Origin of the sequence: Frigidibacter sp. RF13, from assembly GCF_026626305.1 — a bacterium.
Lineage (GTDB): Bacteria > Pseudomonadota > Alphaproteobacteria > Rhodobacterales > Rhodobacteraceae > TMP-24.
Genome location: NZ_JAPNUE010000003.1, coordinates 228,131 through 251,973, shown reverse-complemented (window position 1 = coordinate 251,973; position 23,843 = coordinate 228,131). Strand labels below are relative to the sequence as shown.

Here is a 23,843-nt window from a genome sequence, read left to right as displayed (position 1 = left end):
CGGTTTGTCGCGGATCAATAAGGGTACTATGCGCCCTGATCCGCCGCATGGAAAGCGCAGGTACTCTGGCCACCGGCCGGGCGAGACGCCATAAGGGCGCATGGACAGACTTCCGATTTCCGATGCCCTGCCCGATCTCGCCACAGCACTTTCCAGACATGGGAAAGCGGTGCTGCAGGCGCCTCCCGGAGCGGGCAAGACCACGCGGGTTCCGCTCGATCTCCTCGACCGCGGGATCGTTCCCGGCCGCATCCTGATGCTGGAACCCCGCCGTCTTGCCGCCCGCGCCGCCGCCGAACGGATGGCCGAAACGCTTGGCGAGCCGGTCGGTCAAAGGGTCGGCTACCGGATCAGGGGCGAGGCAAAGACTTCGCCCGCCACAAGGATCGAGGTGGTGACCGAAGGCATCCTCACCCGGATGATCCAGTCCGACCCTGAACTGACCGGTGTCGGCGCCGTCCTCTTCGACGAGTTCCACGAACGCTCGCTGCACGCCGACCTCGGGCTGGCACTGGCATGGGAAGTCAAGGGTGCGCTCCGCCCCGATCTTCTGATCCTTGTCATGTCGGCCACGCTCGATGCAGACCCGGTCGCGCGGCTACTGGACGATGCCCCGGTCATCACCTCCGAAGGCCGCGCCTTCCCGGTCGAAACCCGCTGGCTGCCCCGCCCGCCCGACGCCTCCTTGCGCTACGAGGCGGGGGTGGCGGCGCTGGTCACGCAGGCAGTCCAGGATACTGAAGGCGGCATTCTGGTCTTCCTGCCCGGCGAGGGCGAGATTCGCCGGGTCGAGGCGCTTCTCGCCGGGCGACTGCCGCCCGACTGCGCCATCCGGCCGCTTTACGGCGCCATGGACTTCGCCGCCCAGCGCGCGGCACTCGCCCCGGTCGCGGCGGGCCGCAAGCTGGTGCTTGCCACCGCCATCGCCGAAACCTCGCTCACTATCCCCGACATAAAGGTGGTGGTCGATGGCGGCCGGGCACGGCGGGCACGGTTCGATCCGGCCTCTGGCATGTCGCGGCTCATCACCGAACGGGTGACACGCGCCGAGGCCGAACAAAGGCGCGGGCGCGCGGGCCGGGTGGCTGCAGGCATCTGCTATCGCTACTGGACGAAGGGAGAGGAAGGCGCGCTTGCCGCCTATCCGCCGGCAGAGATCGAGGCGGCGGACCTCACCGGCCTTGCGCTGGAACTGGCGCTCTGGGGTTCTGACGGGGCGGACCTTGCCTTCCTGACCCCGCCGCCCGCCCCTGCGCTCTCTGAGGCCCGGGCGCTTCTTCAAAGCCTCGGCGCGCTTGACCCGCAAGGCCGGATCACCGCGCACGGGCGCCAGCTTGCCGCCCTGCCGGTCCACCCCCGCCTTGGCCATATGCTGGCGCTTGCCGGGCCCGGGGCCGCGACGATGGCCGCGCTGCTGGAGGAACGCGACCCCTTGCGGGGCGCCGAGGCCGACCTTGGCCTGAGGCTCCGCGCGATCCGCGAACCGAAGGACGCGCCCGGCGCCGACCGCGGCGTGATCGACCGGATACGGGCCGAGGCAAAGCGCCTCGCGCGGCTGGTCGGGCCGGTCGAGGCGCACCTCAGTCCCGCCGCAATGGCCGCGCTCGCCTATCCCGACCGTCTGGGCCAGCGCCGCAAGGGCGATGAGGCGCGTTTTGTCCTGTCCGGCGGCAAGGGCGCCATCGTCGCGCCGGGCGACCCGCTCGGCCGGGCAAGCCTGATCGTCGCGACCGATCTTGACGGCGACCCGCGTGAAGCGAAAGTGCGGCAAGGCATCGCGATCAGCGAAGAAGACGTGCGCCGCCTCTTCGCCGACAGCATCCGCTGGCAGGATGTCTGCGACTGGTCGCGGCGCGAGGGCCGGGTGGTGGCGCGCAGGCAGGAACGGCTTGGCGCACTAACGCTCGCCGACCGCCCCTGGCCCGACGCCCCGCCCGAGGCCATGGCTCGTGCAGCGCTTGACGGCATCCGCCAGATCGGCCTGCCCTGGACCGCCGCCGCCCGACGCTTCCGCGCCCGGGTGGAGCTTCTCCGGCACGAAGGCGCCGACCTGCCCGACTTCACCGACGAGGGCCTTCTCGCCCGCGCCGAGGACTGGCTCCTGCCGCACCTCACCGGCAAACGGACCGAGGCCGACCTCCGCGCGCTCGACCTGACCGAGCCCTTGAAGGCCTCTCTCGACTGGGAGGCGCAGCAGATGGTCAACCGCCTCGCGCCGGCGCATTTCGAAACCCCGCTCGGCCGCGCGGTCCCCATCGACTACGAAGGCGACCACCCCGCGATCAGCCTGCGCCTGCAGGAACTGTTCGGCGTGACTGTCCACCCGACCGTCGGCCCCAAACGCCTGCCCTTGCGCATCACGCTTCTGTCGCCTGCCCAGCGCCCGGTGCAGGTAACGCTGGACCTGCCGGGCTTCTGGGCCAATTCCTATTCGGACGTCCGCAAAGACATGCGCGGCCAGTATCCCAAACACCCCTGGCCCGAAGACCCCACGCAAGCGGAACCCACATTGCGGGCAAAGCCGCGCGGCACCTGAGCCCCAAAGCGCATATCACAGGGGCCGTTCACGCGCCCCTGCCGCCATGCTACGGAAAAGTACTCCCGGAGAAGGCGCAAAAGCATGTCCGACCCCATCACCATCTGGACGCTCGACTGGGTGCCCATGCCGGGTGGCCCCGCCGGATTCGTGCGCGACCTGCGCCTCCGTTGGGCCTGCGAGGAGGCGGGCCTGCCCTACCATGTGCGCACCGTCGGCTTCGAGGATCGCGCCACCAATCACCTTGACCGCCAGCCCTTCGGGCAGGTGCCCTATCTCGACGACGGCACCATTCGGCTCTTTGAAAGCGGCGCTTGCCTCCTGCATCTTGCACAGAAAAGCGAAAAGCTCATGCCCCGCGATCCGGCGGGCGCGGCCGAAACCCTGCAATGGGTGATGGCCGCGCTCAACTCGGTCGAGATGGTCTCGGTCCCATGGTGGTTTCTGGAAATCACCGGCGCGAAGGAAAACGGCCTGACCGGCTGGCTGGACAGCCGCCTTACCCATGTGGAACGGGTACTGGGTGACCGCGACTGGCTGGCGGCAGACCGCTTCACCGTTGCGGACCTCATCATGGCCGATGTGCTTCGGGTCGCCCGGCTGCGTGCCCACGGCGACCGCCCGAAGACTGAGGCTTACCTGAAACGGATCACCTCGCGACCGGCCTTCAAGAAAGCCCATGCCGATCAGATGGCGCATTTCGAAGCCGCCGACCGGGCGCGCGGCGGCTGAGAGCCGCCTGTCAACACGTGTCCCCCACCGCGCAGGGCTCTTTGGTGCGCACCAATGCTCAACAAGTGTGCGCCCGACCCGCCGCGGATCGCTGGCCGCCCCTTCCCACCGCTGATATCGGGGGCGCGAGATACCCGCTTAAGGAGAATGAGATGACCCTATCCGGCGCATGCGAGTGCGGGGCCGCAACCTACACAGTCGAGGAAAGCGCCCTTCACGTCTATGCCTGCCACTGCCTCAATTGCCAGACCCGCAGCGGCAGCGCCTTTGCCGAGCATGCGGTGGTCCCCGGCGGCGCCTTCGATTGTACGGGCGCCAGCGTTGAATACGAACGCATCGCGAATGGCATGCATTTCACCGAAGTCTTCTGCGAAACCTGTCACACGCGGCTCTACAACCGCAACAGCCTACTGCCCGACATGATCTTCCTGCGGGCGGGCAAGCTGGAGAAGAGCCAGCACCTGCAGCCGATCGCCCATATCTGGACAAGCCGCAAACAGCCCTGGCTTCTGCCGCCAGAGGCCATTCCTTCCTTCCCGCAATCTCCCAGCCCCGAAGAGTTCGGCGCCGCCGTGCAGGCGGCGATGGAGCGTGGCACGCAATAGTTCAGCTCTGGGCGCATCCCCGACCAGCGCCCGACGCGCGCGCGGGCTCAGCCCGGCACCAGCGCCCAGGGGCCGTGAAAGCCGCTGCCGGGTCGGTCCGTGCGCTCGAACCCGTGCGCGCCGAAGAAATCGCGCTGCGCCTGTATGAGGTCGGCGGTGCCCCGCGCCCGGGTCAGTTGGTCGAAATAGGCCAGCGCGGACGACAGCGCCGGGGCGGCATGGCCACCCATGGCGGCGGCGGCGACGGTGCGGCGCAGCGCCGGAATGCCGTCCGACAGATGGGCGGCGAAGGCGGGCGAGAAGATCAGCTGTCCCTGGGGCAGGCCCGCACGCACCGCCTTCGATATGTCGTCGAGCAGCGCCGAACGGATGATGCAGCCCGCCCGCCAGATCTCGGCGATCCGCGCCAGATCGAGCGACCAACCGAAATGGTCCGACGCGGCGGCAAGCAGGGTCAGCCCCTGATCATAGGCCACGATTTTCGCCGCCAGCAGCGCGCGGGCGAGGTCGTCGGGGGCAGGCGGGTTCGCAGGCACCGGCGACGGGAAAAGCGCCGCGCCCGCCGCCCGGCGCGCGCCATCCGACGACAGGCTGCGCGCCGCCACTGCCGCATCGACCGTGGTCAGCGACAGGCCAAGCTTCAGGGCCTCGATCAGCGTCCAGCGACCAGTGCCCTTCTGCCCGGCGCGGTCGGCGATGACCGAGACCATGGGCTGGCCGGTTTCAGGGTCGGTTGCGGCCAGCACCTTGGCCGTGATCTCGATCAGGTAGGATTTGAGCGGCCCTTCGTCCCACGCGGCGAACAGTTTTGCCGCCTCGGCGGGCGCCATCCCTGCCCCGTCGCGCAACAGGCCCCAGACCTCGGCGATCATCTGCATGTCGCCATATTCGATGCCGTTGTGGACCGTCTTGACGAAATGGCCCGCCCCGTCGGGGCCAAGATGGGCGGCGCAGGGCGCGCCCTGATAGCGGGCCGCAATCGCCTCGACGATATCGCGGACCCGCGCGTAGGTTTCGACCGGACCGCCCACCATGATCGATGGCCCGTGCCGCGCGCCCTCCTCGCCGCCGGATACCCCCATGCCGAAGAAGCGGATGCCTTTCGCGGCCAGATCGGCCTCGCGCCTGCGGGTATCGTTGAAATCGGCATTGCCGCCGTCGATCAGCAGATCGTCGGGCGCGAGATGCGGCAGAAGCGACGCGATCACCTGATCGACCGGCGCCCCGGCATTCACCATGATCAGCACCGCGCGCGGCCGGTCCAGCGCCGCGACGAAATCCGCCAGATCGTCATGACCGCTGATCCGCGTCGCAAGCGGCCCTGCCGTGCGCAGGAAATCCTGCGTGACCGAGGCGGTGCGGTTGTGGACGGCGACCGGAAAACCCCGCTCGGCGATGTTCAGCGCAAGCGCCGCGCCCATGGTGCCAAGTCCGATCAGTCCGATGCGCGCTGCCATCCGCCCCTCCTGCCTTGCGGCAGAGATAGAACAGATGTTAGCGCCCGACAACCGGACCGGTCAGCGTTTGTGGATCACCGCAACCTGGTCCTTGGGCTTCTTTTCGTAGCGGACCTGAAACATGAAACAGCCGGAAATCTCTGGCGCCAGCGCGGCGAAGGCATCCTGCAGGGCCATATCGGCATGCGTGAAGCTGCGCCGTTCGGAAAAGCCCCGGAAAAGATCCGCCGTCTTTGTAATGCCGTCGCGCTCATAGGCCTCCGGCTGCCAGCGCAGATCCTCGATGATATACAGACCACCCGAAGCCAGCTTGGGAAAAAGCTCAAGGAAGCCGAACTGCTGGTGATGCGAGGCGTGGCTCGCATCGTCGATGATGATGTCGAAATCGGGCAACGCCTGCGTCACAGCGGCGATATTTGCGCGCTCATCCATGTCACAGCGGTGAAAGGTGAAACGATCGTGCGTGAACCACGAGAAGTCCGAGACATCGAGGCCATGGATCGCGGCCCGGGGGAAATAGTCCAGCCACATCCGAACGGATGGCAGATCGGTGGTCTTGCGGTCGGCACTTTCGCCATGTTCCGGCCCGCCGATCTGAAGGCCCATTTCCAGAAAACGGATCTCGCGGTCGCGGAGGGGGCGGAAGAGCATTTCGTAAAGCTCGGTATAGCGATGCTTCGACGAGCCCTTGTCAGAACCGAAACGGTCCGCGAGATCGGTCAGGTTCATTGTTTCAGCCGCCCAGGAAATCCGCCTTGCCTAGTTCCACGCCATTGTGGCGCAGAAGGGCATAGGCCGTGGTCATGTGGAAATAGAAATTGGGCAGGATCCACTGCCGGATATAGTCGTCGCCGGTGAAGGTCAGTTCGCGCGGACCGGCCTTGAACGAGACGGTGCGCGACTCGGCCTCTGCCAGATCGGCCGGGGTCAGGGCGTTCAGCTGCGCGACGGTCGAGGCGATACGGGCCTTCAGCTCTGCAAAGCTCGTCTCTGAATCGGCGACCGAGGCCGGCTCCTCGCCCTTGAGGCGCGAGATGGCGCGGCGGGCCTGATCGCAGGCGATCTGGATCTGGCGGGTGAAGGGGAACATGTCGGGATAAAGCCGCGCGGCCAGAAGCGCGGCCGGGTCGATCTTCTTTGCCGCGCAATGCGCCTCGGCCTTGTCCAGGATCTTCGACAGCGCCGTCAGCCCATGGGCGAGCGGCGGGGCGAAATTATCGTAAAGCGACATGACGGTTCCCTCATTCTCGCGGCGCCATGCCGCGATCCGGGGCGGAGGCTAGCGCCTCGGCCAGGTGAATGGAAGGGCTTCACGCCGCCGAGATCGCCCCGTCCTGAAGCCGCCCCGCGACGGCATCGGTCGGCACCACTTCGGCGAAATCGGCACCAAGGATGGTCAGCGTCACGTCTAGGACTGTCGCCGCATCGATCCGGCTGCCATCGGCGCGCGGCAGATCGAAGCCCATCAGCGCATCGCCAGCCAGCAGCACCGGATAGCCAAGGTCGGAGGCTGATCGCGTGGTCGAAGTCACGCAAAAGGCCGCGACCGCGCCGCAAAGGACGATCCGGTCGATGCCGCGCGCGCGGAGAAGCGCATCAAGCCCGGTCCCGGCGAAAGCCGAAGAGCCCGATTTGGTGATCACCACCTCCCCCGCCACCGGCGCCGCCTCGGGGATCACCTCGGCCGAGGGCAGACCGGCCGCGAAGGGCGTGCCCGGCTGATCGTGATGGACATGCACGACGGGCAGCCCCCGCGCCCGAAAGAGCGCCAGAAGATCGGCCACCCGCGCGGGCGCATCGGGGTTCACATGTTCCCGCCCCGCCGCGATCCGCTCGATCATGCCCATCTGCATGTCGATGATCAGAAGTGCCGTTGTCATCGCGTCCTCCAGCCGTCGCCCGCCCCTATCCCTATCCCACACCCGGTCCGGTCGTAAGTCCGATATTGTCGGGTGCGCGGCCGGACTGATTTTCATTGCAATTGCAGGTTGCCGCCCACAGTTTGGACGGAACGGGCCGCTGCCTCGACAACATCTTCATCGAGCGGCTCTGGCGGTTCCCGACATACCGTTGCGGTCACCTGCATGTTTGGGAGACCAGGCCGCAGGCAAGGGCCGGAAACGGGTGCGAGATCACCTTCTACAACCACCATCGCCCAGACACTCGCCATAGCAGACAACCGCCCGCCGTGTCCTACCTCAACACCATCGAAACCGATCAGCGGGTGCAGGCAGTAGCTTGAGGCCGCCGGAAAACTGTCCAAGACTTCGAGAGCAGCTCACTCGCGCTCTCCATGACGCTCGCCGTGCTGATCCCGATCTATCTGGTCTGGCAGATGCTCACCATGCGACACGGCCTGCTGGACGTGCTCATCGCCCTCTTCCGCTGGTTTGCCGTCACCATCGGCGCGGTCCCGCCAGGGATATTGGTCTGAGGCGCAAAGCGCGGGCACCCTGCGGCAGGTCGGGGCGCCACATCCGCGCGGACTGGTTAACGCAGCGCGCGGGTGTGTTCTTCTGCCATACGTGCAGCCATACGCGAGATGCACCTTGTTTTGGGGGCGTGATACGGGCGGCGGCGGCGGGTCGAGGCGCCCGCGCTGCACGCCGCCGCCCGCGCCTTCCGTCCGTGGGGGGCGTCGGAAGGCGGCCGACCGGCTGAGCGGGGCCGGTCAGAAGCTGTAGGCGATCCCCAGGCCGATACTGTAGCTTTCCTTAGCGTCGACCAGCGGGCTCTTGCGGACTTTCTCGTCGAGGATCGTGTAGTCGAAGGCACCCACGACCGAGAGCCGGTCGGTCAGCGGATAGGCAAGCGAAAGTTCAAGGAAGGGTTCAACAGTGCGGCCCACATCATAGGCGGCGCGCAGCCCGTTCGCCTCGGATGCCGCGACGCCATAGAGGAAATTGTTCAGCTTGCCATCCCGCATCCGCGCGCCGAGCCCGACGTCGATCATGCCCGAGCCGACCGGAAAGCTCAGACCGGCGCTTGCCTCGACATGGTATCCGTCCGAGGCAGAGGCCACATCGTGAAGTGCCGCTGCGCCAAGGTGAAACAGGCCGAAGTTATATTCGGCGGCCACCCCAAGCTCGATCGGCAAGTCGCGCTTCAGCCCGGCGAAGCGTGCATCTTTCTTGGCGTAATCCTCGAAATCCGGCTTCTCTCCGAGCGCCAGAAGCACGGAAAAGCTCAGCGCCTCGTTCGAGACGAGCTTGTAGGAAAACCCGTCAAAGCCGAAGCGGAAGCGTTCGGTCTCATAGGAAAGATCGGGAATCACATAGGTGTCGTCCTTATGTCCGCGATAGACATTGGCCGCGCCGCCCACGCCCAGACCGAGGGTCCATGTGCCCTCGGCCGATACAAGGGTCGGGGCCAGCGCAGTGGTGCATGCCAGAAATATCATGCTCGATTTCGTGATCATGTCATTGGTCCATATTTCGTTCGAAAGCCGGCGGCACCTGACCCCGAGGGGGCCCGCAAGGCGTCGGCGCTGCCTGACTGCGCTGCCGCATCCCTCCTGTCGTCCCGGACTACCGGCGCGGACGATGAGATCGCCGAATGTGGGGATGGGCGCCTTGGGCAGCTGTCCGCGCCTGACGGGAAGGACAGCCGGACGACCGCCACACTTGCACCCCCGCGCGCACCATCGCACTCTCGCGCCGGACATGAGAGAGGCAGATGGAATGACCGGCACGGCCCTATTCTCCTTCGGCAGTTCCGCGCTTCTCTTCGGCGTGTCGCTCTTCTGCGCGAATCTGCTGCTCCTGCGCCGCGACCATGCCTGGGTCTACTGGCCGCTTGCGATTTTCTGCCTGACCGAGGCGGCGCTGGAACTGCCCGCGATCATCGAACCCTTCGTGACATCAGACCCCGCACGCGCGCTCCTCATGCGGTTTTCCCTGCTGACCCTGCCGCTCGCCTTCCTGCTGGCGCCGCTCTTCTGGATCTATGCGCGCGGTTTGACGTCGGAGGGCGAGCCGGGCGAGATACCCTACAAGCTGCTGCACCTTCTGCCTGCGATGCTGGCACTGGTGCTGGCTCTGGTGCTGATGGCCCATCCAGAGATGATGGCCGACAATCCCACGCCGCCGACGTTCGTGGAACGCCTGCTGTATCTCGGCCTTCTCGGGCTGGCCGGGCTGCTCTACCTGCAGGTTGCCCTTTACCTTGTCCTCATTCACCGCCAGATCCTGACCTATCGCCTGCGGTTGAAGGACCTGTTCGCGAGCACTGAGGATCGCGAACTGCACTGGATCGTCTGCCTCGGCGTGGTGCTGGGGCTCTACTGGCTGTTCAACAGTGCCGTCCTTCTGGCCGAGACCTTCGACCTTGTGCTCCTGCCGCGCGCGATCATCGGGTCCGCGGTCCTGAGCGACCTGCTCGATGTGGGCGTGATCTGGGTCATCGCGGTCTGGGGAACGCGGCAGAAACCGGGGCTCCTCCGCCCGGCCGAGGTTGCGCCCGATCCTGCCGGTCCAGGCGAGGATCCGACACCAAAATACGAACGCTCTGCCCTGACGGCTGACCACGCCGCCCGCATTGCCGCCCGTATCGAGGCCGCGATGCGCCGCGACCTTCTCTACCGCGACCCGAACCTGTCGCTCTGGGGGCTGGCCAAGCATATCGGCGTAACCTCGAACTATGTCTCCCAGACGCTGAACGAGACCCTGGGCGAAAGCTTCTTCGACTATGTAAACGGCTGGCGGGTGCGCGATGCGATCGGCCAGCTGACCGCGACCGACCAGACGATCCTCGCCATCGCCTATGATGTCGGCTTCAACTCGCGCTCGCCCTTCTACAAGGCCTTCAAGCGCGAAACGGGCAAGACGCCGACCGAACTGCGCGCCGAACGGACGGTGGCGAGACCGCCGACCGTTGAGGGCCTGCGGAAAGTGGCTGGCTGAGATGAAAGTTCTCCTGCTCGGCGCCGACGGTTTCATCGGCCGCCACATCGCCTTCGCCTTTCGTGCTGCCGGTCACGAGGTGGTCGCCTCGGCCCGCCGCCCCGACCGGCTTGCCGCGGTGGGATTCGCGACGGTCGCGGCCGACCTGACCGATCCTGTCACCCACGATCCCGCCTTCTGGCGCCCCCATCTTCGGGGCGAGGTACATATGATCAACGCCGCGGGCCTCCTGACCGGAAGTGCCCATGCGTTCGAGGCGGTTCATGTCCGCGCGCCTGCCGCCGCGCTGGCCGCGATGGATGGTGGCCAGGCGCTCTTGCTGTCGGCCATCGGCATCGAGGCCGCGACCCCCTTCGCCCACTGGCGGCGCGAGGGGGAACGGGTTGCACTCGCGGCGGGCGCGACCGTCCTGCGCGCCGGGCTGGTGCTGGCCGATACGTCCTATGGCGGCTCCTCGGCGCTTCGCGCCTCAGCCGCGCTGCCTTTCCGCAGGCTTGTGGTCGGCAGCGGAGAAGAGCGGTTCAACCCGATCCATGCCGAGGATCTGGCCCGCGTGATCCTCGCCTGTCTCGAAGCCCCGCCCGGCCCCGGCCCGGACGGCGGCGCCTGGGAGATCGGCGGCCCCGAGGCGCTGAGCCAGACCGAGCTGACCGCCGAGATACGCCGCTGGCTTGGCCTCCTGCCCGCCCCCGCGCTGCGCCTGCCCCGGCCCCTCGCCCGCGCCCTCGGCCAGGTCGGAGACTTCGTCAGGCTTGGTCCCTTCTCGGCCACAACAGTCGACCAACTGGCGACCGGCGTGCTGGCCGATCCCGCGCTGCTTCTGTCACGGATCGGGGTCCGGCCTGTGCCTGTCAGCCGATTCCTCAACCGCCGCCCGGCGGGAACGCAAGACCTCTGGCAGGCGCGGCTTTGCCTGATGAAGCCGCTGATCCGGCTGACGCTGGCGCTGATGTGGCTCGTCTCGGGCTTGCTTGGCCTCTTCCTGCCCGTCGCGGCCTTTCCTGCCGCGATCCTGAACCTGCCCGAACCACTGATCCTTGCCGCCGCAAGGGCGGGCGGCCTGGCCGACCTGATCCTCGCCGGGCTTTTGATCCGCGACATTGCGCCCCGGCGGACCGCCCTTGCACAGCTGGTGATGGTGCTCGGCTATACGGTCGGGCTGACGCTTATGGCGCCCGCCCTCTGGATCGCACCCTTCGGCGAACTTCTGAAGAACCTGCCGGTGATGGCGCTGATCCTCACTCACCTCGCGCTGACGGAGGAGCGCTGATGGAGGCCTATTTCCTTGCCAAATGGCTGCATATCCTGTCCTCGACCGTTCTTTTCGGCACGGGGATCGGCACAGCCTTCCAGATGGTCTGGGTGATGCACTCTGGCCGGACGCAAGCGATCCATGTGACCGCTTTCGCCGTGGTGATGGCCGACTGGTTCTTCACCACGCCCGCCGGGATCGTCCAGCCGCTGACCGGTCTGTGGCTGATCCATCTGCAGGGCTGGTCGCTGACCGAGCCCTGGCTTCTGGTCACCTACGCCCTCTATCTTCTGGCCTTTGTCTGCTGGGCGCCGGTCGTCCATCTGCAGATCCGCATCCGCGACCTCGCCGCCCGCGCCCTGGCTGACGGCACCGCGCTCCCCGCCGAGGCCCGGCGCCTCTACCGCCTCTGGTTCGCCCTCGGCTGGCCCGCCTTCCTGGCGCTGACCGCGATCTTCTGGCTGATGATAACGAAACCCGCCTTGTGGTGAATAAAGGCGATGCGAACTGTCTTTGCCGTCAAGTGAGGCCATGCTACCGAGAGGCTGCCGACGCTCCGGGGGAGAGATGAAGAAAACGGTCAGGGACTATATCCGCACCATCGCCGACTTTCCCCATGAAGGGATCATGTTCCGCGATGTGACGACGCTTTTCGCCGATGCGCGCGGCTTCCGCATGGCGATCGATCAGCTTCTGCACCCCTATGCGGGCGAGCGGATCGACAAGGTGGTGGGGCTGGAGGCGCGGGGCTTCATCCTCGGCGGCGCGATTGCCCATCAGCTGACGGTGGGCTTCGTGCCGATCCGCAAGAAGGGCAAGCTTCCGGGCCAGACCATCAGCCAGGCCTACAAGCTCGAATATGGCGAGGCGATCATGGAGATCCATGAGGATGCGCTGCAGCCCGGCGAGAAGGTGCTGATCGTCGACGATCTTCTGGCCACCGGCGGCACGGCGGAGGCCGGGATCAGGCTGGTCGAACGGCTTGGCGCGCAGGTGATCGGCTGCGCCTTTGTCGTTGACCTGCCGGAGCTTGGCGGCCGCACATTGCTGGAACGGCTCGGCATGTCCGTCCATGTGCTGTGCGAGTTCGAAGGGGCGTGATTTCGCCGCCTTCGGCGTCGACCCGCCGGGGAGGCTCTGCCTCCCCGGACCCCTCCGGAGTATTTCAAGACAGAACGTGAAGCGCAGGATCAGGTCGATAGGACGGCGCCGGGGTTCATGATGCCGTGCGGGTCGAGCGCCTGTTTGATGGCGCGCATCGCCGCGAGTTTCGCGGGGTCGGCGTAGCGGTCTAGGTCAGCCGCCTTGAGCCGCCCCACCCCATGTTCGGCGCTGAAGGAGCCGCCGAGCGCCATGACCCGGTCATGAACGGCGCGCTGGATCGCGGGTGTCAGGGGCAGGTAGGTCTCGCGCTTTTCGCCCTTCGGCGGGAAGATGTTGAAATGCAGGTTGCCGTCGCCGAGATGACCGAAGGCATGGATGCGGAACGGGCCGAAGGGGGCGATGAGCGCCGGGCCTTCGTCGAGGAAGGCCGGGATTTCCGAGAGGGGCAGCGAGATATCGTGCGAGACCACGGCGCCGATCTTGCGGTTGGCCTCTGGCAAGGCCTCGCGCAGGCGCCAGAAATCCTGCACCTGGCTTGCGCTCTGCGCGATTACCGCATCGCTGACGAGACCCTCGACCTCGGCAGCGGCGTATAGGGCGCCCAGGGCCTCTGCCGGGTCGAGGCCTTCGGGCAAGCCCGTCTCGATCAGGACCATCCAGTCGGGACGGGTGGCGAAGGGCTGGCGGACGTCGGGCATGACCTCATCGAGGAATGCAAGGCCCTGGCCCGCGATCAGTTCGAACGCCGTCACACCGCCCGCAAACCGGCTCTGGGCGCGGGCGAGGAGCGCAAGCGCAGCGGCGGGCGAGGCAACGGTGAAGATCGCCGTGCCGGTGGCAGCGGCGGGCGGGAAGAGTTTGAGGCTCGCCGCCGTGATCACGCCCAAAGTGCCCTCAGCGCCGATCAGAAGGTTACGGATGTCGTAGCCGGTATTGTCTTTCCTGAGCCGCTTCAGCCCGTTCAGGATCGAGCCGTCCGGCAGCACCGCCTCGATCCCGAGGCAGAGATCGCGGGCATTGCCATAGCGCAGCACGTTTACACCACCCGCGTTCGTCGACAGAAGCCCGCCGATCCGGGCCGAACCTTGCGAGGCGAGCGCCAGAGGGAAGTGCCGACCTTGGGTCTGTGCCGCTTCCTGCACATCGGCGAGGATCGCGCCCGCCTCGGCAATCAGCACCCCTTCGGTCGCGTGGACTGCGCGTATCCGGCTCATCCGCTCGAGCGACAGGATCAGCGGCGCTGGCCCCTCTGGCATCACCTGTCCGAGGACAAGCCCGGTACCGCCGCCATAGGGCACGATGCCGACCCGCTCCGCCGCGCACGCCCCGAGGATCACCGAAACCTCCCCGGCAGAGCGCGGGCGGGCAAGGCAGCCGCCGGTCCCGGTCACCCGGCCCCGCGCCTCGGTCAGATAGCGCGGTTCGACCGGGCCGACCGTCCCTTCGGGCAAGAGCGCGGCCAGCCGGGCCGCAAAGGCCTGATCGGCGGGGTTCAATCTCATGCCGCCTCCAGCTTCCGCGCCAGCGCGATCAGCGCCTCGACCGTCTTGAGGTTGCGCGCCGTCATGTCGATGGGCAGCCGCCCGACCCGGTCGGCGAGCTTCGAACGCCCCGCCCCACCCGGCAGATGCAGCCAGAGCATCCGGCCCTGGAAGGCATAGCGTTCCTCGGCCGTCGCGAGCGATTTCAGGAAATCGCCGGTGGCGCGCGGCAGTTCGCGTTCCATGAAATGGAAGAACACCTTCTCCCCCGCTTCGACCGTGAACGGACAGCCGCGATGGGCGGCCTCCATCTCGGCCAGTGTCCGCATCAAGACGGGCGGGCGAAAACCGAAACGTTTCAGCACCCCATCGGCGATCAGCGCCTGGAGCGCGCCGGCGGACTGTGCCGACCGGAAAACCGCATTGCCGCTCTGTATATAGGTCCTCGCGCCCTCAAGCCGCAATTCATCCAGAAGCGCGCGGAACGGTTCCATCGGCAGCGTGTTCACGCCCGAGACATTCACTGCCCTGAGAAGCGCAATCCAGACGGTCATCCTGCCCCTTCATCTTGGCCCAAATACCTCGGGGGTCCGGGGGCAGAGCCCCCGGCCTTTGCCCCGGAAAGATCACCCGGCGTCGGTGCGGCCGCGCCGGTCAGCCCTCAGATTGGCGTAAAGCACGTGATTGCGCCAGCGGCCGTTGATCTGCAGATAGCTTTGCGCCACGCCCTCATACTTGAAGCCGACCTTTTCCAGCACCCCGCGCGAGGCGGTGTTTTCCGGCAGGCAGCCCGCTTCCAGCCGCGACAGGTCAAGATCGGTGAAGGCATAGTGCACCAAGGCCTCCAGCGCCTCGCGCATATAGCCCTTCCGTGCATGCGGCGCGCCGACCCAATAGCCAAGCGTGCCTGCCTGCGCGGGCCCCCGGCGGATATTGTCGAGTGTGACGCCGCCGATCAGCGCCTCGTCCGCACGGCGGACCAGAAGAAGCGGTACTGCCGTACCCGCCGCCTCGGCGCGCGCTGCCCAATAGACGCGGTTGGTGAAGGCCTTGCGTGACAGGGCATCGGCCGCCCAGACCGGGTCCCATGGGCTGAGGAAATCACGGCTCGCCTCTCGAAGCGCCGCCCAGCCGCGATAGTCGGAATGCTGCGGCAGGCGCAGGGTCAGCCGCTCGGTCTCGAGCCTCGGGCGGCGGCGCAGGAAGCTCATCCTTGCCCGAGCCTCGCGTGCAGGGCGTCCAGTCCGGGGGCGCCGCCCACCGGTCCGTAGAGCGCAAGCGCGGCCTCGGCCCCGCCTGCGAGCCTTTCGCCGAAAGCGCGCACCGCCTCGGTCGTAACCCCGTCGATCTCGGCCGTGGCTTCATCAAGCCCCGGCACCCTCCCCCAGATCGCCAGATAGCGCGCCATCCGTTCGGCGCGCGACGACGGGCTTTCAAGGCCCATCAACAGGCCCGCCTTCAGCTGCGCCTTCGCGCGCGCCACTTCCGCCTCGGTCATGTCGGAGGCCGCGCGCTTCAGCTCGTCCATCGTCAGCATCGCGAGATCGCCGATCTCTTCTGCCGAGGTGCCCGCATAAAGCGTGATCATGCCGGTATCGTCGTAGCTGCCTGCCTGGGCATAGATCGAATAGCAGAGCCCGCGTTCCTCGCGCAGCTTCTGGAATAGGCGCGAGGACATGCCGCCGCCAAGCGCCATCGCGTATACCTGCGCGGCATGGGCGTCAGCATCACGGTAGGCCGGGCCACGGAAGCCCATGGCGAAATGCACCTGTTCAAGGTCCTTCACCTCGTGCCGCTCGCCACCCTGCCAGCGGGCAGGTTCCGGATGGGGGCCCGGTTTCGCCGACAGATTGCCGAATGTCGCTTCTGCAAGTCGGACGAGTTCGGCGTGATCGACGGCGCCCGCCGCTGACAGGATCATCCGTTCGGGCCCGTAATGCGCATCAACGAAGGTGCGGAAATCCTTGCGGCCGAAGGCCTGCACCCGTTCGGCGGGGCCAAGGATCGTGCGGCCCATCGCCTGATCCGGGTAGGCGGCTTCCTGCAGCCAGTCGAAAATGATGTCGTCCGGTGTATCAAGCGCCTGACCGATTTCCTGCAAGATCACATGGCGCTCGACCTCGATCTCCTTCTTGTCGAAGGCCGGGTTCAGCACGATATCGGCGATCACGTCGAGCGCGAGGCCCACGTCCGCCTCCAGCACGCGGGCGTAAAAGGCGGTCATCTCGCGCGAGGTATAGGCGTTGATATAGCCTCCCACATCCTCGATTTCCTCGGCGATCCGCAGGGCACTGCGCCGCTCGGTCCCCTTGAAGGCCATATGTTCGAGGAAATGCGCGACGCCGTTCTGCTCGGGGCGTTCATGCCGCCCGCCCGCCGTGACCCAAAGGCCGACGGCGGCAGAGGCGAGGCCGGGCATCCGTTCGGAAACGATGCGGAGACCGTTCGGCAGGGTTGTAAGGTCAGTTCTCAACGGCGGCGTCTTTCCCGGACAAGCGCTTCCAGCGCGGCGAGATCATTCTTTACCCTGGTTACCCGTTCCGGACGTTCGAACAGATCGGCCATGCGCGCGGGCAGGCCGGGGCGGAGGCCGGTCGCACCCTCGACGGCATCGGGGAATTTTGCGGGGTGCGCGGTGGCAAGCGTGATCATGGGCGTCGGGCCAAGATGGTCGTTCGCCACCTTTACGCCAATCGCCGAATGCGGGCAAAGCAGTTCGCCCGAGGTCGCGCGTTCTGCCCGGATTGCGGCCAAGGTTTCCTCTTCCGACACCCGGCCCGAGGCGAAGGTGGCGCGGAGGGCCTCCAGCGCGCCCTGGCTGACGGCAAAGCCGCCCGTGGCCTTCAGTTCGTCCATCAGCTGCGCCACGGCGCCTCCGTCGCGGCCATAGGCGTCGAAGAGCGCGCGTTCGAAGTTCGACGAGATCTGGATGTCCATCGACGGGCTGATCGAGGGGTGGACCTCGCCCATCTGGTAGCGCCCGCCGGTCAGGCAGCGGTGCAATATGTCGTTCTGGTTGGTGGCCACCACCAGCTTCTCGATCGGCAGACCCATGCGCCGGGCAATGAAGCCCGCATAGATATCGCCGAAATTGCCAGTGGGCACGGTGAAGCTGACCTTGCGGTGCGGCGCGCCGAGCGAGACGGCGGAGGTGAAGTAATAGACCACCTGCGCCAGAACCCGCGCCCAGTTGATCGAATTGACCCCGGCAAGGCCTACCTCGTCGCGAAAGGTGAAGTCGTTGAACATGTCCTTCAGCCGCGACTGGCAATCGTCGAACGTGCCGTCGACGGCGAGCGCGTGGACATTGGCCTCGGACGGCGTCGTCATCTGGCGGCGCTGAACCTCCGACACGCGGCCATGGGGGTAGAGGATGAAAACATCGACATTGTCGAGGCCCCGGAAGGCCTCGATCGCGGCCGATCCGGTGTCGCCGCTGGTCGCGCCGACGATCGAAATCCGGCGCCCCTCGCGCGCCAGCGCGATCTGGAAGAGCTGGCCGATCAGCTGCATGGCGAAATCCTTGAACGCCAGGGTCGGGCCGTGGAAGAGTTCAAGGAGGAAATGGTTGGGTGCGAGCTGCACCAGGGGCGCCCGGGCGGCATGGCCGAAAGCCTGATAGGCCTTGGCGATGGCAGTCTGGAATTCCTCGTCGCTGAAGGCATCGCCGACGAAGGGCCGCATCACGCGAAACGCCGCCTCCTCGTACGAAAGACCCGCCAGCGCGGCGATGTCGGCCGCATTCATCACCGGCACGGTTTCGGGCACATAAAGCCCGCCATCACGCGCAAGGCCGGTCAGCATCGCCTCGCCGAAGTTCAGAACCGGCGCCGTGCCGCGTGTCGAAATATAGCGCATCGTCTCTCCTCAGGCCTTCCCCTGCCCAATATCCCTTGTCCGCGCCGTGCGCCAGACAAGGTATCCGCTCATCGCCGCCCAGACCCCCGCCAGCGAAAACCAGGTGATCGCATAGTTGAGGTGGTCGTTGGGGATACCGCTCGTGTCGACCGGCACGGGCAGAATAGACTGCGCGTCGCCCTCCGCCGTTCTGAGGACGACAAGAACGGGTTCGGTTTTCAGCTCTTCCGACATGGTGGCCACGTCGCGGGCAAACCACAGGCGGTTCGCGGGATCGGGTGCGGGCGTGTAGCTGTCGGCCTCGTCCGGCCAATGCAAATTGCCGGTGACCGTCAGGGCGACCGGCGGGCGGGTGGCATCGCGCCCCGCCTCGGGCACGAACCCCCGGTCTAGGAGGATGCGGCGGCCACCGTCGGTCTCGAAAGCCGCGATGATCTCATAGCCCCCGCCCACATCCTTCTTGCCTGAAAGGACGCGGATTTCCTCGCCCGTCGTGCGGCCGGTGACCTTAACCGGCAGATAGCGGTCGCGTCCGGGGTCGAGCGCCGGGGCGGGCGGCAGTTCAACAGGGCTTGCGGTGATCCGCGCCTCGATATCGGCGATGACCGCCTCTTTCCAGGCCAGCCGCCTGAGTTGCCATTGGCCGAGCGCCAGCAGGATCGCCACACCGACAAGTCCGAGGATCAGGGGAAAGGCCAGACGCCGCATCACGCACCTTCAAAGAAAAAGCGCGGGGGAATGCCCCCGCGCCTTCATATCCGTCTCTCGGAACCTCAGCCGCCGACCACGGCGCCGTGGCTGCCCCAGATGTAGATCGCGGCGAAGAGGAAAAGCCAGACCACATCGACGAAGTGCCAGTACCAGGCGGCAGCCTCGAAGCCCACATGCTGTTCGGGGGTGAAATGGCCCTTCATCGCGCGGAACATGCACACGAGCAGGAAGATCGTGCCGATGATCACATGCGCGCCGTGGAAGCCCGTCGCCATGAAGAACGAGGCGCCATAGATGTTGCCGGCAAAGCCGAAGGCGGCATGGCTGTACTCATAGGCCTGGAAGAAGGTGAAGAGCGCGCCAAGGGCGACCGCCAGCATCAGGCCGTTGATCATGTCCTTGCGGTTGTTCTCATGCGCGATCGCATGGTGGGCCCAGGTCGCGGCAGCGCCCGAGCAGAGCAGGATCAGCGTGTTGATCAAGGGCAGGTGCCAGGGATCGAAGACCGTGATCCCTTCGGGCGGCCAGACGCCGTCGACCGCCGGGCTCAGCGGCCCCATCGGGTACAGCGCATGCTTGAAGAAGGTCCAGAACCAGGCCGAGAAGAACATGACCTCGGACATGATGAACAGGATGAACCCGTAGCGCAGGCCGATGCGGACGACCGGCGTATGATCGCCGGTATTGCCCTCATGCACCACGTCCGACCACCAGCCGAACATCACATAGGCAACGAGCGCGAGCCCGATGAGGAACATCCAGGGCGTGATCCCGTGCATCCAGAGCACCGCCCCGAACAGCATGGTGAAGCCGCCGACCGCGCCCAGAAGCGGCCAGATCGAAGGTTTCAGAATGTGGTAGTCGTGGTTCTTTGCATGCGCCATGTCGGTTACCCTGTTTGGGCCTCGGTTTTCTCAGTTATAGGGAGCCTTTGCGCCGGGCGAAAGGCTCGCCTGCGCGTCCGGCAGTTCGGTCTCATAGAATGTGTAGGACAGAGTGATATGTTTCACCTGCATCGTGTCGGTGTCGCGGGTGATCTCCGGGTCGACGAAGAAGATGACCGGCATCTCGACCCGTTCGCCCGGCTCCAGGACCTGTTCGGTGAAGCAGAAGCACTGGATTTTGGTGAAATAGGCCCCTGCGATATCGGGCGAGACATTGTAGCTGGCAGTCCCGGCAATCACGCGGTCGGTGGGGTTATAGGCCTCATAGAAGGCCATGCCCTGTTCGCCGATCCGGATTTCCATCTGGTTGACGACCGGCCGGAATTCCCAAGGCATGCCATTGCCGGTATTTGCGTCGAAGCGCACGGTGATCGTCTGATCGAGAATCTCGCCCGTCGCCGTCGCGGCTGTCTGCGGCGTGCCGGCAAAGCCGGTCACCCGGCAGAACCAGGAATAGAAGGGTACGGCTGCAAAGCTGAGGCTGACCATGGTCGCCACGACGCCCAAGAGCATCAGCGCGAGGCGTCCGTTCTGACCGGGGCGCGTGCTCATTGCCCGGCCTCCGTCGTCGAGACCATGCCCGGCGGATTGCCGTGCTCATCCTGACGCGAAACTTTCACGATGGTGAGGACGAAGACCAGAAGCACGAAGGCGCCGAGCGCCGCACCGAGCGCGATGTTCCGCCCGAAACGGCGGCGGTGCAGTTCATGCTCGACCTGAAGCGCCATCACCAGCCCCCCATGCCGTAGGCGGCGAGGCTTTTCTCGACCAGGAGCGCGCCGAAGTGCAGGAAGAGATAGGCGAGCGAAAAGGCGAAGAAGGCCTTCTCGGACCGGTACTTGTCAGCCTCGGCCTGCGCCTCGTCGCGGCGGAAGATGCCGATGGCGCCCTTGATGAACCAGAGGTTCAGCGCGACGGAAATCGCCAGATAGACCGGCCCGCCGATCGAAGTGAAGCCGAGCGCCAGCGCGAAGGGTACAAGCGCGAGCGTATAGATCAGGATATGGCGGCGCGTCGCGGGCCGGCCATGGGTCACGGTCAGCATCGGCACGCCGGCCTTGGAATAATCGTCCTTCATGAAAAGCGCGAGCGCCCAGAAATGCGGCGGCGTCCACATGAAGATCAGCGCAAACATCAGGATCGATTCGAGGCTGACGCCGCCGGTGGCGACCGCCCAGCCGATCATCGGCGGGAAGGCGCCCGCCGCGCCGCCGATCACGATGTTCTGCGGGGTCGAGCGTTTCAGCCACATCGTGTAGATCACGACATAGAAGAAGATGGTGAAGGCAAGGAACGCGCCCGCGAACCAGTTCGCCGCAAGTCCGAGCATCAGGCAGGAGATGAGCGACAGCGCCAGGCCGAACCCCAAAGCCTCGCCTTCCGAGATGCGGCCTGCGGGCACCGGGCGGTTCTGGGTGCGGCGCATGATGCGGTCGATGTCGGCATCGTACCACATGTTCAGGGCGCCCGAGGCGCCGCCGCCGAGCGCGATGAAGAGGATCGCGGTGAAGGCGACGAACGGATGGACCGAGACTGGCGCGACCAGAAGACCCACAAGCGCGGTGAAGACCACCAAGGACATCACGCGCGGCTTCAGAAGCTGGAGGAAATCACCCGCCCCCGCTTCCTTGCCCGTGTCGATGGCGCTGAAGTCGCTCATACCTTCCCCGATGGCGAGGGGCGCCCTCGCGGCGCCCCGACGTGGATCAGCCGTGCGGCAGCTCAGTTCGAGGCGACGGCGACCGGCGCCGACGTGCCCGCGTCAGCGGTCTTGGTGCGGGCGAGCCACTCGTTGTAGACCTGCTCGCTCACCACCTTCACGGTGATCGGCATATAGGCATGGTCCTTGCCGCACAGTTCCGAGCACTGGCCGAAATAGACGCCTTCCTTCTCGGCCTTGAACCACAGTTCGGCGATCCGCCCCGGCACGCCGTCCTGTTTCACGGCGAAAGCGGGGACGGTCCAGGAGTGGATCACGTCACTTGCCGTAACCTGGACAACGACGGTCTTGTTCACCGGAACGACGACAGCATTGTCGGTGGCGAGAAGATATTCGTCCTCGCTGTAGCCGTTCGCCGCCAGCGCGGTCTTGTCGAGGAGGAAGCTGTCGAAGGCGACGCCTTCGTCAGGATATTCATAGGACCAGAACCACTGGTTGCCCGTCGCCTTGATCGTCACGTCCGCAACCGGGATTTCCTGCTGCTTGAAGAGGATCGGCAGCGAGTTGGCGCCAAGGACCACGAGGATTAGCACCGGAACCAGCGTCCAGACGATTTCGAGGGGCGTATTGTGCGTGAACTTGGCGGGCGTCGGGTTCGCGCGGCTGTTGAACCGCAGGATCACGGTCAGCAGGAGCAGCATAACGAAGGCCGAGACAATGATGCACAGCCACAGCAGCCAGTGATCCAGCCACTGCTGATCGCGCGCCAGTTCGGTCACGGCCGGCTGAAAGCCGGTGGCCGCCGGCAGGAAGCCCGCATCGTCGGCAACCGGTTTGCCGATTGACTCAAGACCGGAGATCCCGTCCTGGGCGAAGGCCGCGACCGCAAGGCCCATCGAGGTGAAACCGGCCGCGAGGCCCGCAAGATGTTTCGCAAAACGCATGTCGTGTTCCCGTTCCTCAAGCGGCTTTGCGCCGCCCCGACCCATCGCTTCCCTTTCGCGCGGGGCCGGTTGTATCCGCGCCCTCTAAAATCATATTAGAGACAGAGCGACAAGCAAAACCATCGCGGCCATGTGCCGCTTTTTGTCCCAGCCGCGGGGCCGTGGCCGGGGGAGACAGAGGATCGGCATGAGCGACGACAGATTCCGCCCCTTCGAGACCCATATCGACGAGGGCCGCGCGCTTGCGATTCTCCGGCAGGCGGTGGCGGGCGCCGACGATGGGGAACTGTTCCTGGAACGGAAGCGGTCCGAAGGGCTCGTCTTCGATGACGGGCGGCTGAAGAACGCGAGCTACGATGCCTCCGAGGGGTTCGGTCTGCGCGCGGTCAACGGCGAGGTCGCGGGTTACGGCCATTCGACCGAGATTTCCGAGGCCGCGCTCCTGCGCGCCGCCGAAACCGCGCGGCTTGCGGTGGGCGACGGCGGCGGCACTTTGGCCACGGCGCCCACGGGCACAAACCGGCGGCTCTACTCGGACGCCGATCCGATGCTGGACGCGACCTTCGGACTGAAGGTCGAGACGCTGCGCGAGATCGACGCCTTCGCCCGCGCGCTCGACCCCCGCGTGGTGCAGGTGTCGGCGACGCTGGCGGCTTCGTTGCAAGAGGTCTTCATCCTGCGTCCGGAGGGCGGGCTGGTGTCGGACATCCGCCCCATGTCGCGACTGAACATCTCGGTCATCGTCGAGGACTACGGCCGCCGTGAATCCGGCGGCTATGGTGGCGGCGGGCGGTCGGGGCTGAAGGCGCTGATGGAACCCGGCCACTGGCAGGGCGTGGCGCGCGAGGCGCTGCGCATTGCGCTTGTGAACCTTGGTGCCGTCGCGGCCCCTGCAGGCGTGATGGATGTGGTCGTCGGCCCCGGCTGGCCCGGGGTTTTGCTGCACGAGGCGGTGGGGCACGGCCTTGAAGGCGACTTCAACCGCAAGAAAACCTCCGCCTTCGCCGGGCTGATGGGAAGCCGCGTCGCCGCCCCCGGAGTCACGGTTCTGGACGATGGCACCATCCCCGACCGCCGCGGCTCGATCACCGTCGATGACGAGGGCACGCCCTCGGGCCGGAACGTGCTGATCGAGGACGGCATCCTCGTCGGCTACATGCAGGACCGCCAAAATGCCCGGCTGATGGGCGTCACGCCCACGGGCAATGGCCGCCGCGAAAGCCACGCCCATATCCCTATGCCGCGCATGACCAATACCTACATGCTGGGTGGCAGCGCCAAGCCAGCCGACATTATCGCGAGCCTCAAGGACGGGATCTATGCCGTGGGCTTTTCCGGCGGACAGGTCGATATCACCAACGGCAAGTTCGTCTTCAACTGCACCGAGGCCTACCGTGTGCGGAACGGCGTGGTGGGCGAGCCGGTGAAGGGCGCGACGCTCATCGGCGACGGGGCGACCGCGCTGAAGCAGATCCGCGCGATCGGCAATGACATGGCGCTGGACCCCGGCATCGGCAATTGCGGCAAGGCGGGCCAATGGGTGCCGGTGGGCGTCGGCCAGCCGACGCTGATGATCGGCGGGTTGACGGTCGGCGGCTCGGCCGCCTGACGTTTCCCGACGGGCGATCCTTGGGTCATGGATTCCACCGTTGACGGTC

General features: G+C 66.3%; 25 protein-coding genes. 9 read left to right on the top strand and 16 right to left on the bottom strand.

The features are described 5' to 3' along the window. Window positions 1-100 precede the first annotated feature (100 nt). The 3 genes from hrpB (at window position 101) to OU426_RS09285 (ending at window position 3,873) form a co-directional block, all read left to right on the top strand. Window positions 101-2,536, top strand: a complete 2,436-nt coding sequence (gene hrpB / locus OU426_RS09295; protein WP_267633663.1) for an ATP-dependent helicase HrpB — start codon at window positions 101-103, stop codon at window positions 2,534-2,536. Window positions 2,537-2,620: 84 nt separating this feature from the next. Continuing rightward, complete coding sequence (locus OU426_RS09290; RefSeq protein ID WP_267633662.1) at window positions 2,621-3,268, top strand: glutathione S-transferase family protein; 648 nt, start codon at window positions 2,621-2,623, stop codon at window positions 3,266-3,268. Between the two features lie 152 nt (window positions 3,269-3,420). Then, window positions 3,421-3,873, top strand: a complete 453-nt coding sequence (locus tag OU426_RS09285; RefSeq protein WP_267633661.1) for a GFA family protein — start codon at window positions 3,421-3,423, stop codon at window positions 3,871-3,873. A 47-nt stretch (window positions 3,874-3,920) separates the two neighbouring features. Here OU426_RS09285 and gnd read toward each other — a convergent pair whose 3' ends face one another. From gnd to OU426_RS09265, 4 genes are all read right to left on the bottom strand, one after another. Continuing rightward, window positions 3,921-5,330, bottom strand: a complete 1,410-nt coding sequence (gnd, locus tag OU426_RS09280; RefSeq protein WP_267633660.1) for an NADP-dependent phosphogluconate dehydrogenase — start codon at window positions 5,328-5,330, stop codon at window positions 3,921-3,923. Between the two features lie 60 nt (window positions 5,331-5,390). Then, complete coding sequence (locus OU426_RS09275; RefSeq protein ID WP_267633659.1) at window positions 5,391-6,059, bottom strand: class I SAM-dependent methyltransferase; 669 nt, start codon at window positions 6,057-6,059, stop codon at window positions 5,391-5,393. Between the two features lie 4 nt (window positions 6,060-6,063). After that, a complete protein-coding gene (locus OU426_RS09270) occupies window positions 6,064-6,561 on the bottom strand; it encodes a DUF1993 domain-containing protein (protein ID WP_267633658.1) in 498 nt (165 codons plus the stop codon). Window positions 6,562-6,640: 79 nt separating this feature from the next. Continuing rightward, a complete protein-coding gene (locus OU426_RS09265) occupies window positions 6,641-7,210 on the bottom strand; it encodes a cysteine hydrolase family protein (RefSeq protein ID WP_267633657.1) in 570 nt (189 codons plus the stop codon). Between the two features lie 413 nt (window positions 7,211-7,623). Here OU426_RS09265 and OU426_RS09255 point away from each other — a divergent pair, with 413 nt between their 5' ends. Beyond that, entirely contained in the window at window positions 7,624-7,764 is a 141-nt protein-coding gene (locus OU426_RS09255; protein ID WP_267633656.1) for a hypothetical protein, read from the top strand. A gap of 237 nt (window positions 7,765-8,001) precedes the next feature. Here OU426_RS09255 and OU426_RS09250 read toward each other — a convergent pair whose 3' ends face one another. Next, a complete protein-coding gene (locus tag OU426_RS09250) occupies window positions 8,002-8,730 on the bottom strand; it encodes a MipA/OmpV family protein (protein WP_267633655.1) in 729 nt (242 codons plus the stop codon). Between the two features lie 280 nt (window positions 8,731-9,010). On the opposite strand from OU426_RS09250, the gene OU426_RS09245 reads away from it, so the two are divergent. From OU426_RS09245 to OU426_RS09230, 4 genes are all read left to right on the top strand, one after another. Then, window positions 9,011-10,231, top strand: a complete 1,221-nt coding sequence (locus OU426_RS09245) for a helix-turn-helix domain-containing protein (RefSeq protein ID WP_267633654.1) — start codon at window positions 9,011-9,013, stop codon at window positions 10,229-10,231. 1 nt (window position 10,232) lies between these two features. Then, window positions 10,233-11,501, top strand: a complete 1,269-nt coding sequence (locus OU426_RS09240) for an SDR family oxidoreductase (RefSeq protein ID WP_267633653.1) — start codon at window positions 10,233-10,235, stop codon at window positions 11,499-11,501. Beyond that, on the top strand, window positions 11,501-11,974 hold the full coding sequence (locus tag OU426_RS09235) for a DUF2269 family protein (protein ID WP_267633652.1): 474 nt from the start codon (window positions 11,501-11,503) through the stop codon (window positions 11,972-11,974). Before OU426_RS09240 ends, OU426_RS09235 begins: the two co-directional genes overlap by 1 nt. Before the next feature lie 76 nt (window positions 11,975-12,050). Beyond that, window positions 12,051-12,584 (top strand): adenine phosphoribosyltransferase, encoded by a 534-nt coding sequence (locus tag OU426_RS09230; protein ID WP_267633651.1) that lies wholly within the window; start codon window positions 12,051-12,053, stop codon window positions 12,582-12,584. A gap of 89 nt (window positions 12,585-12,673) precedes the next feature. Here OU426_RS09230 and OU426_RS09225 read toward each other — a convergent pair whose 3' ends face one another. From OU426_RS09225 to coxB, 11 genes are all read right to left on the bottom strand, one after another. Continuing rightward, entirely contained in the window at window positions 12,674-14,089 is a 1,416-nt protein-coding gene (locus OU426_RS09225) for an FAD-binding oxidoreductase (RefSeq protein ID WP_267633650.1), read from the bottom strand. Further along, window positions 14,086-14,622: a DUF1697 domain-containing protein gene (locus OU426_RS09220; protein WP_267633649.1), complete on the bottom strand. Its 537-nt coding sequence runs from the start codon at window positions 14,620-14,622 to the stop codon at window positions 14,086-14,088. The genes OU426_RS09225 and OU426_RS09220 overlap by 4 nt, the downstream gene beginning before the upstream one ends. 72 nt (window positions 14,623-14,694) lie before the next feature. Further along, window positions 14,695-15,279: a GNAT family N-acetyltransferase gene (locus OU426_RS09215; RefSeq protein ID WP_267633648.1), complete on the bottom strand. Its 585-nt coding sequence runs from the start codon at window positions 15,277-15,279 to the stop codon at window positions 14,695-14,697. Next, a complete protein-coding gene (locus OU426_RS09210) occupies window positions 15,276-16,541 on the bottom strand; it encodes a M16 family metallopeptidase (protein WP_267633647.1) in 1,266 nt (421 codons plus the stop codon). Before OU426_RS09210 ends, OU426_RS09215 begins: the two co-directional genes overlap by 4 nt. After that, entirely contained in the window at window positions 16,538-17,926 is a 1,389-nt protein-coding gene (gene thrC / locus OU426_RS09205; RefSeq protein WP_267633646.1) for a threonine synthase, read from the bottom strand. The genes OU426_RS09210 and thrC overlap by 4 nt, the downstream gene beginning before the upstream one ends. 9 nt (window positions 17,927-17,935) lie before the next feature. Further along, window positions 17,936-18,637 carry an SURF1 family protein gene (locus tag OU426_RS09200; RefSeq protein WP_267633645.1) on the bottom strand — a complete coding sequence of 234 codons (702 nt, stop codon included), beginning with the start codon at window positions 18,635-18,637 and terminating at the stop codon, window positions 17,936-17,938. Between the two features lie 62 nt (window positions 18,638-18,699). After that, entirely contained in the window at window positions 18,700-19,521 is an 822-nt protein-coding gene (locus OU426_RS09195; protein ID WP_267633644.1) for a cytochrome c oxidase subunit 3, read from the bottom strand. A gap of 30 nt (window positions 19,522-19,551) precedes the next feature. Further along, entirely contained in the window at window positions 19,552-20,133 is a 582-nt protein-coding gene (locus OU426_RS09190) for a cytochrome c oxidase assembly protein (protein WP_267633643.1), read from the bottom strand. Next, the gene (locus OU426_RS09185) at window positions 20,130-20,309 is read right to left on the bottom strand and encodes a cytochrome c oxidase system small membrane protein (protein WP_267633642.1); all 180 of its coding nucleotides are present in this window, start codon (window positions 20,307-20,309) and stop codon (window positions 20,130-20,132) included. The genes OU426_RS09190 and OU426_RS09185 overlap by 4 nt, the downstream gene beginning before the upstream one ends. Continuing rightward, complete coding sequence (cyoE, locus tag OU426_RS09180) at window positions 20,309-21,241, bottom strand: heme o synthase (protein ID WP_267633641.1); 933 nt, start codon at window positions 21,239-21,241, stop codon at window positions 20,309-20,311. The genes OU426_RS09185 and cyoE overlap by 1 nt, the downstream gene beginning before the upstream one ends. Window positions 21,242-21,303: 62 nt before the next feature. Beyond that, window positions 21,304-22,185, bottom strand: a complete 882-nt coding sequence (gene coxB / locus OU426_RS09175; protein WP_267633640.1) for a cytochrome c oxidase subunit II — start codon at window positions 22,183-22,185, stop codon at window positions 21,304-21,306. Between the two features lie 187 nt (window positions 22,186-22,372). Here coxB and tldD point away from each other — a divergent pair, with 187 nt between their 5' ends. Beyond that, window positions 22,373-23,794, top strand: a complete 1,422-nt coding sequence (gene tldD, locus OU426_RS09170; RefSeq protein ID WP_267633639.1) for a metalloprotease TldD — start codon at window positions 22,373-22,375, stop codon at window positions 23,792-23,794. Window positions 23,795-23,843 lie beyond the last annotated feature (49 nt).

Excerpts from the sequence above, each read along its gene's own strand:
- OU426_RS09285 (WP_267633661.1), top strand. The coding sequence starts at position 3,421 with ATGACCCTATCCGGCGCATGCGAGTGCGGGGCCGCAACCTACACAGTC.
- OU426_RS09245 (WP_267633654.1), top strand. The coding sequence starts at position 9,011 with ATGACCGGCACGGCCCTATTCTCCTTCGGCAGTTCCGCGCTTCTCTTC.
- OU426_RS09185 (WP_267633642.1), bottom strand. The coding sequence starts at position 20,309 with ATGGCGCTTCAGGTCGAGCATGAACTGCACCGCCGCCGTTTCGGGCGG.
- OU426_RS09230 (WP_267633651.1), top strand. The coding sequence starts at position 12,051 with ATGAAGAAAACGGTCAGGGACTATATCCGCACCATCGCCGACTTTCCC.
- tldD (WP_267633639.1), top strand. The coding sequence starts at position 22,373 with ATGAGCGACGACAGATTCCGCCCCTTCGAGACCCATATCGACGAGGGC.
- OU426_RS09290 (WP_267633662.1), top strand. The coding sequence starts at position 2,621 with ATGTCCGACCCCATCACCATCTGGACGCTCGACTGGGTGCCCATGCCG.
- OU426_RS09225 (WP_267633650.1), bottom strand. The coding sequence starts at position 14,089 with ATGAGATTGAACCCCGCCGATCAGGCCTTTGCGGCCCGGCTGGCCGCG.
- OU426_RS09255 (WP_267633656.1), top strand. The coding sequence starts at position 7,624 with ATGACGCTCGCCGTGCTGATCCCGATCTATCTGGTCTGGCAGATGCTC.
- OU426_RS09250 (WP_267633655.1), bottom strand. The coding sequence starts at position 8,730 with ATGATATTTCTGGCATGCACCACTGCGCTGGCCCCGACCCTTGTATCG.
- OU426_RS09220 (WP_267633649.1), bottom strand. The coding sequence starts at position 14,622 with ATGACCGTCTGGATTGCGCTTCTCAGGGCAGTGAATGTCTCGGGCGTG.
- cyoE (WP_267633641.1), bottom strand. The coding sequence starts at position 21,241 with ATGAGCGACTTCAGCGCCATCGACACGGGCAAGGAAGCGGGGGCGGGT.
- OU426_RS09195 (WP_267633644.1), bottom strand. The coding sequence starts at position 19,521 with ATGGCGCATGCAAAGAACCACGACTACCACATTCTGAAACCTTCGATC.
- OU426_RS09270 (WP_267633658.1), bottom strand. The coding sequence starts at position 6,561 with ATGTCGCTTTACGATAATTTCGCCCCGCCGCTCGCCCATGGGCTGACG.
- thrC (WP_267633646.1), bottom strand. The coding sequence starts at position 17,926 with ATGCGCTATATTTCGACACGCGGCACGGCGCCGGTTCTGAACTTCGGC.
- OU426_RS09240 (WP_267633653.1), top strand. The coding sequence starts at position 10,233 with ATGAAAGTTCTCCTGCTCGGCGCCGACGGTTTCATCGGCCGCCACATC.
- OU426_RS09275 (WP_267633659.1), bottom strand. The coding sequence starts at position 6,059 with ATGAACCTGACCGATCTCGCGGACCGTTTCGGTTCTGACAAGGGCTCG.
- hrpB (WP_267633663.1), top strand. The coding sequence starts at position 101 with ATGGACAGACTTCCGATTTCCGATGCCCTGCCCGATCTCGCCACAGCA.
- coxB (WP_267633640.1), bottom strand. The coding sequence starts at position 22,185 with ATGCGTTTTGCGAAACATCTTGCGGGCCTCGCGGCCGGTTTCACCTCG.
- OU426_RS09190 (WP_267633643.1), bottom strand. The coding sequence starts at position 20,133 with ATGAGCACGCGCCCCGGTCAGAACGGACGCCTCGCGCTGATGCTCTTG.
- OU426_RS09265 (WP_267633657.1), bottom strand. The coding sequence starts at position 7,210 with ATGACAACGGCACTTCTGATCATCGACATGCAGATGGGCATGATCGAG.
- OU426_RS09235 (WP_267633652.1), top strand. The coding sequence starts at position 11,501 with ATGGAGGCCTATTTCCTTGCCAAATGGCTGCATATCCTGTCCTCGACC.
- gnd (WP_267633660.1), bottom strand. The coding sequence starts at position 5,330 with ATGGCAGCGCGCATCGGACTGATCGGACTTGGCACCATGGGCGCGGCG.
- OU426_RS09215 (WP_267633648.1), bottom strand. The coding sequence starts at position 15,279 with ATGAGCTTCCTGCGCCGCCGCCCGAGGCTCGAGACCGAGCGGCTGACC.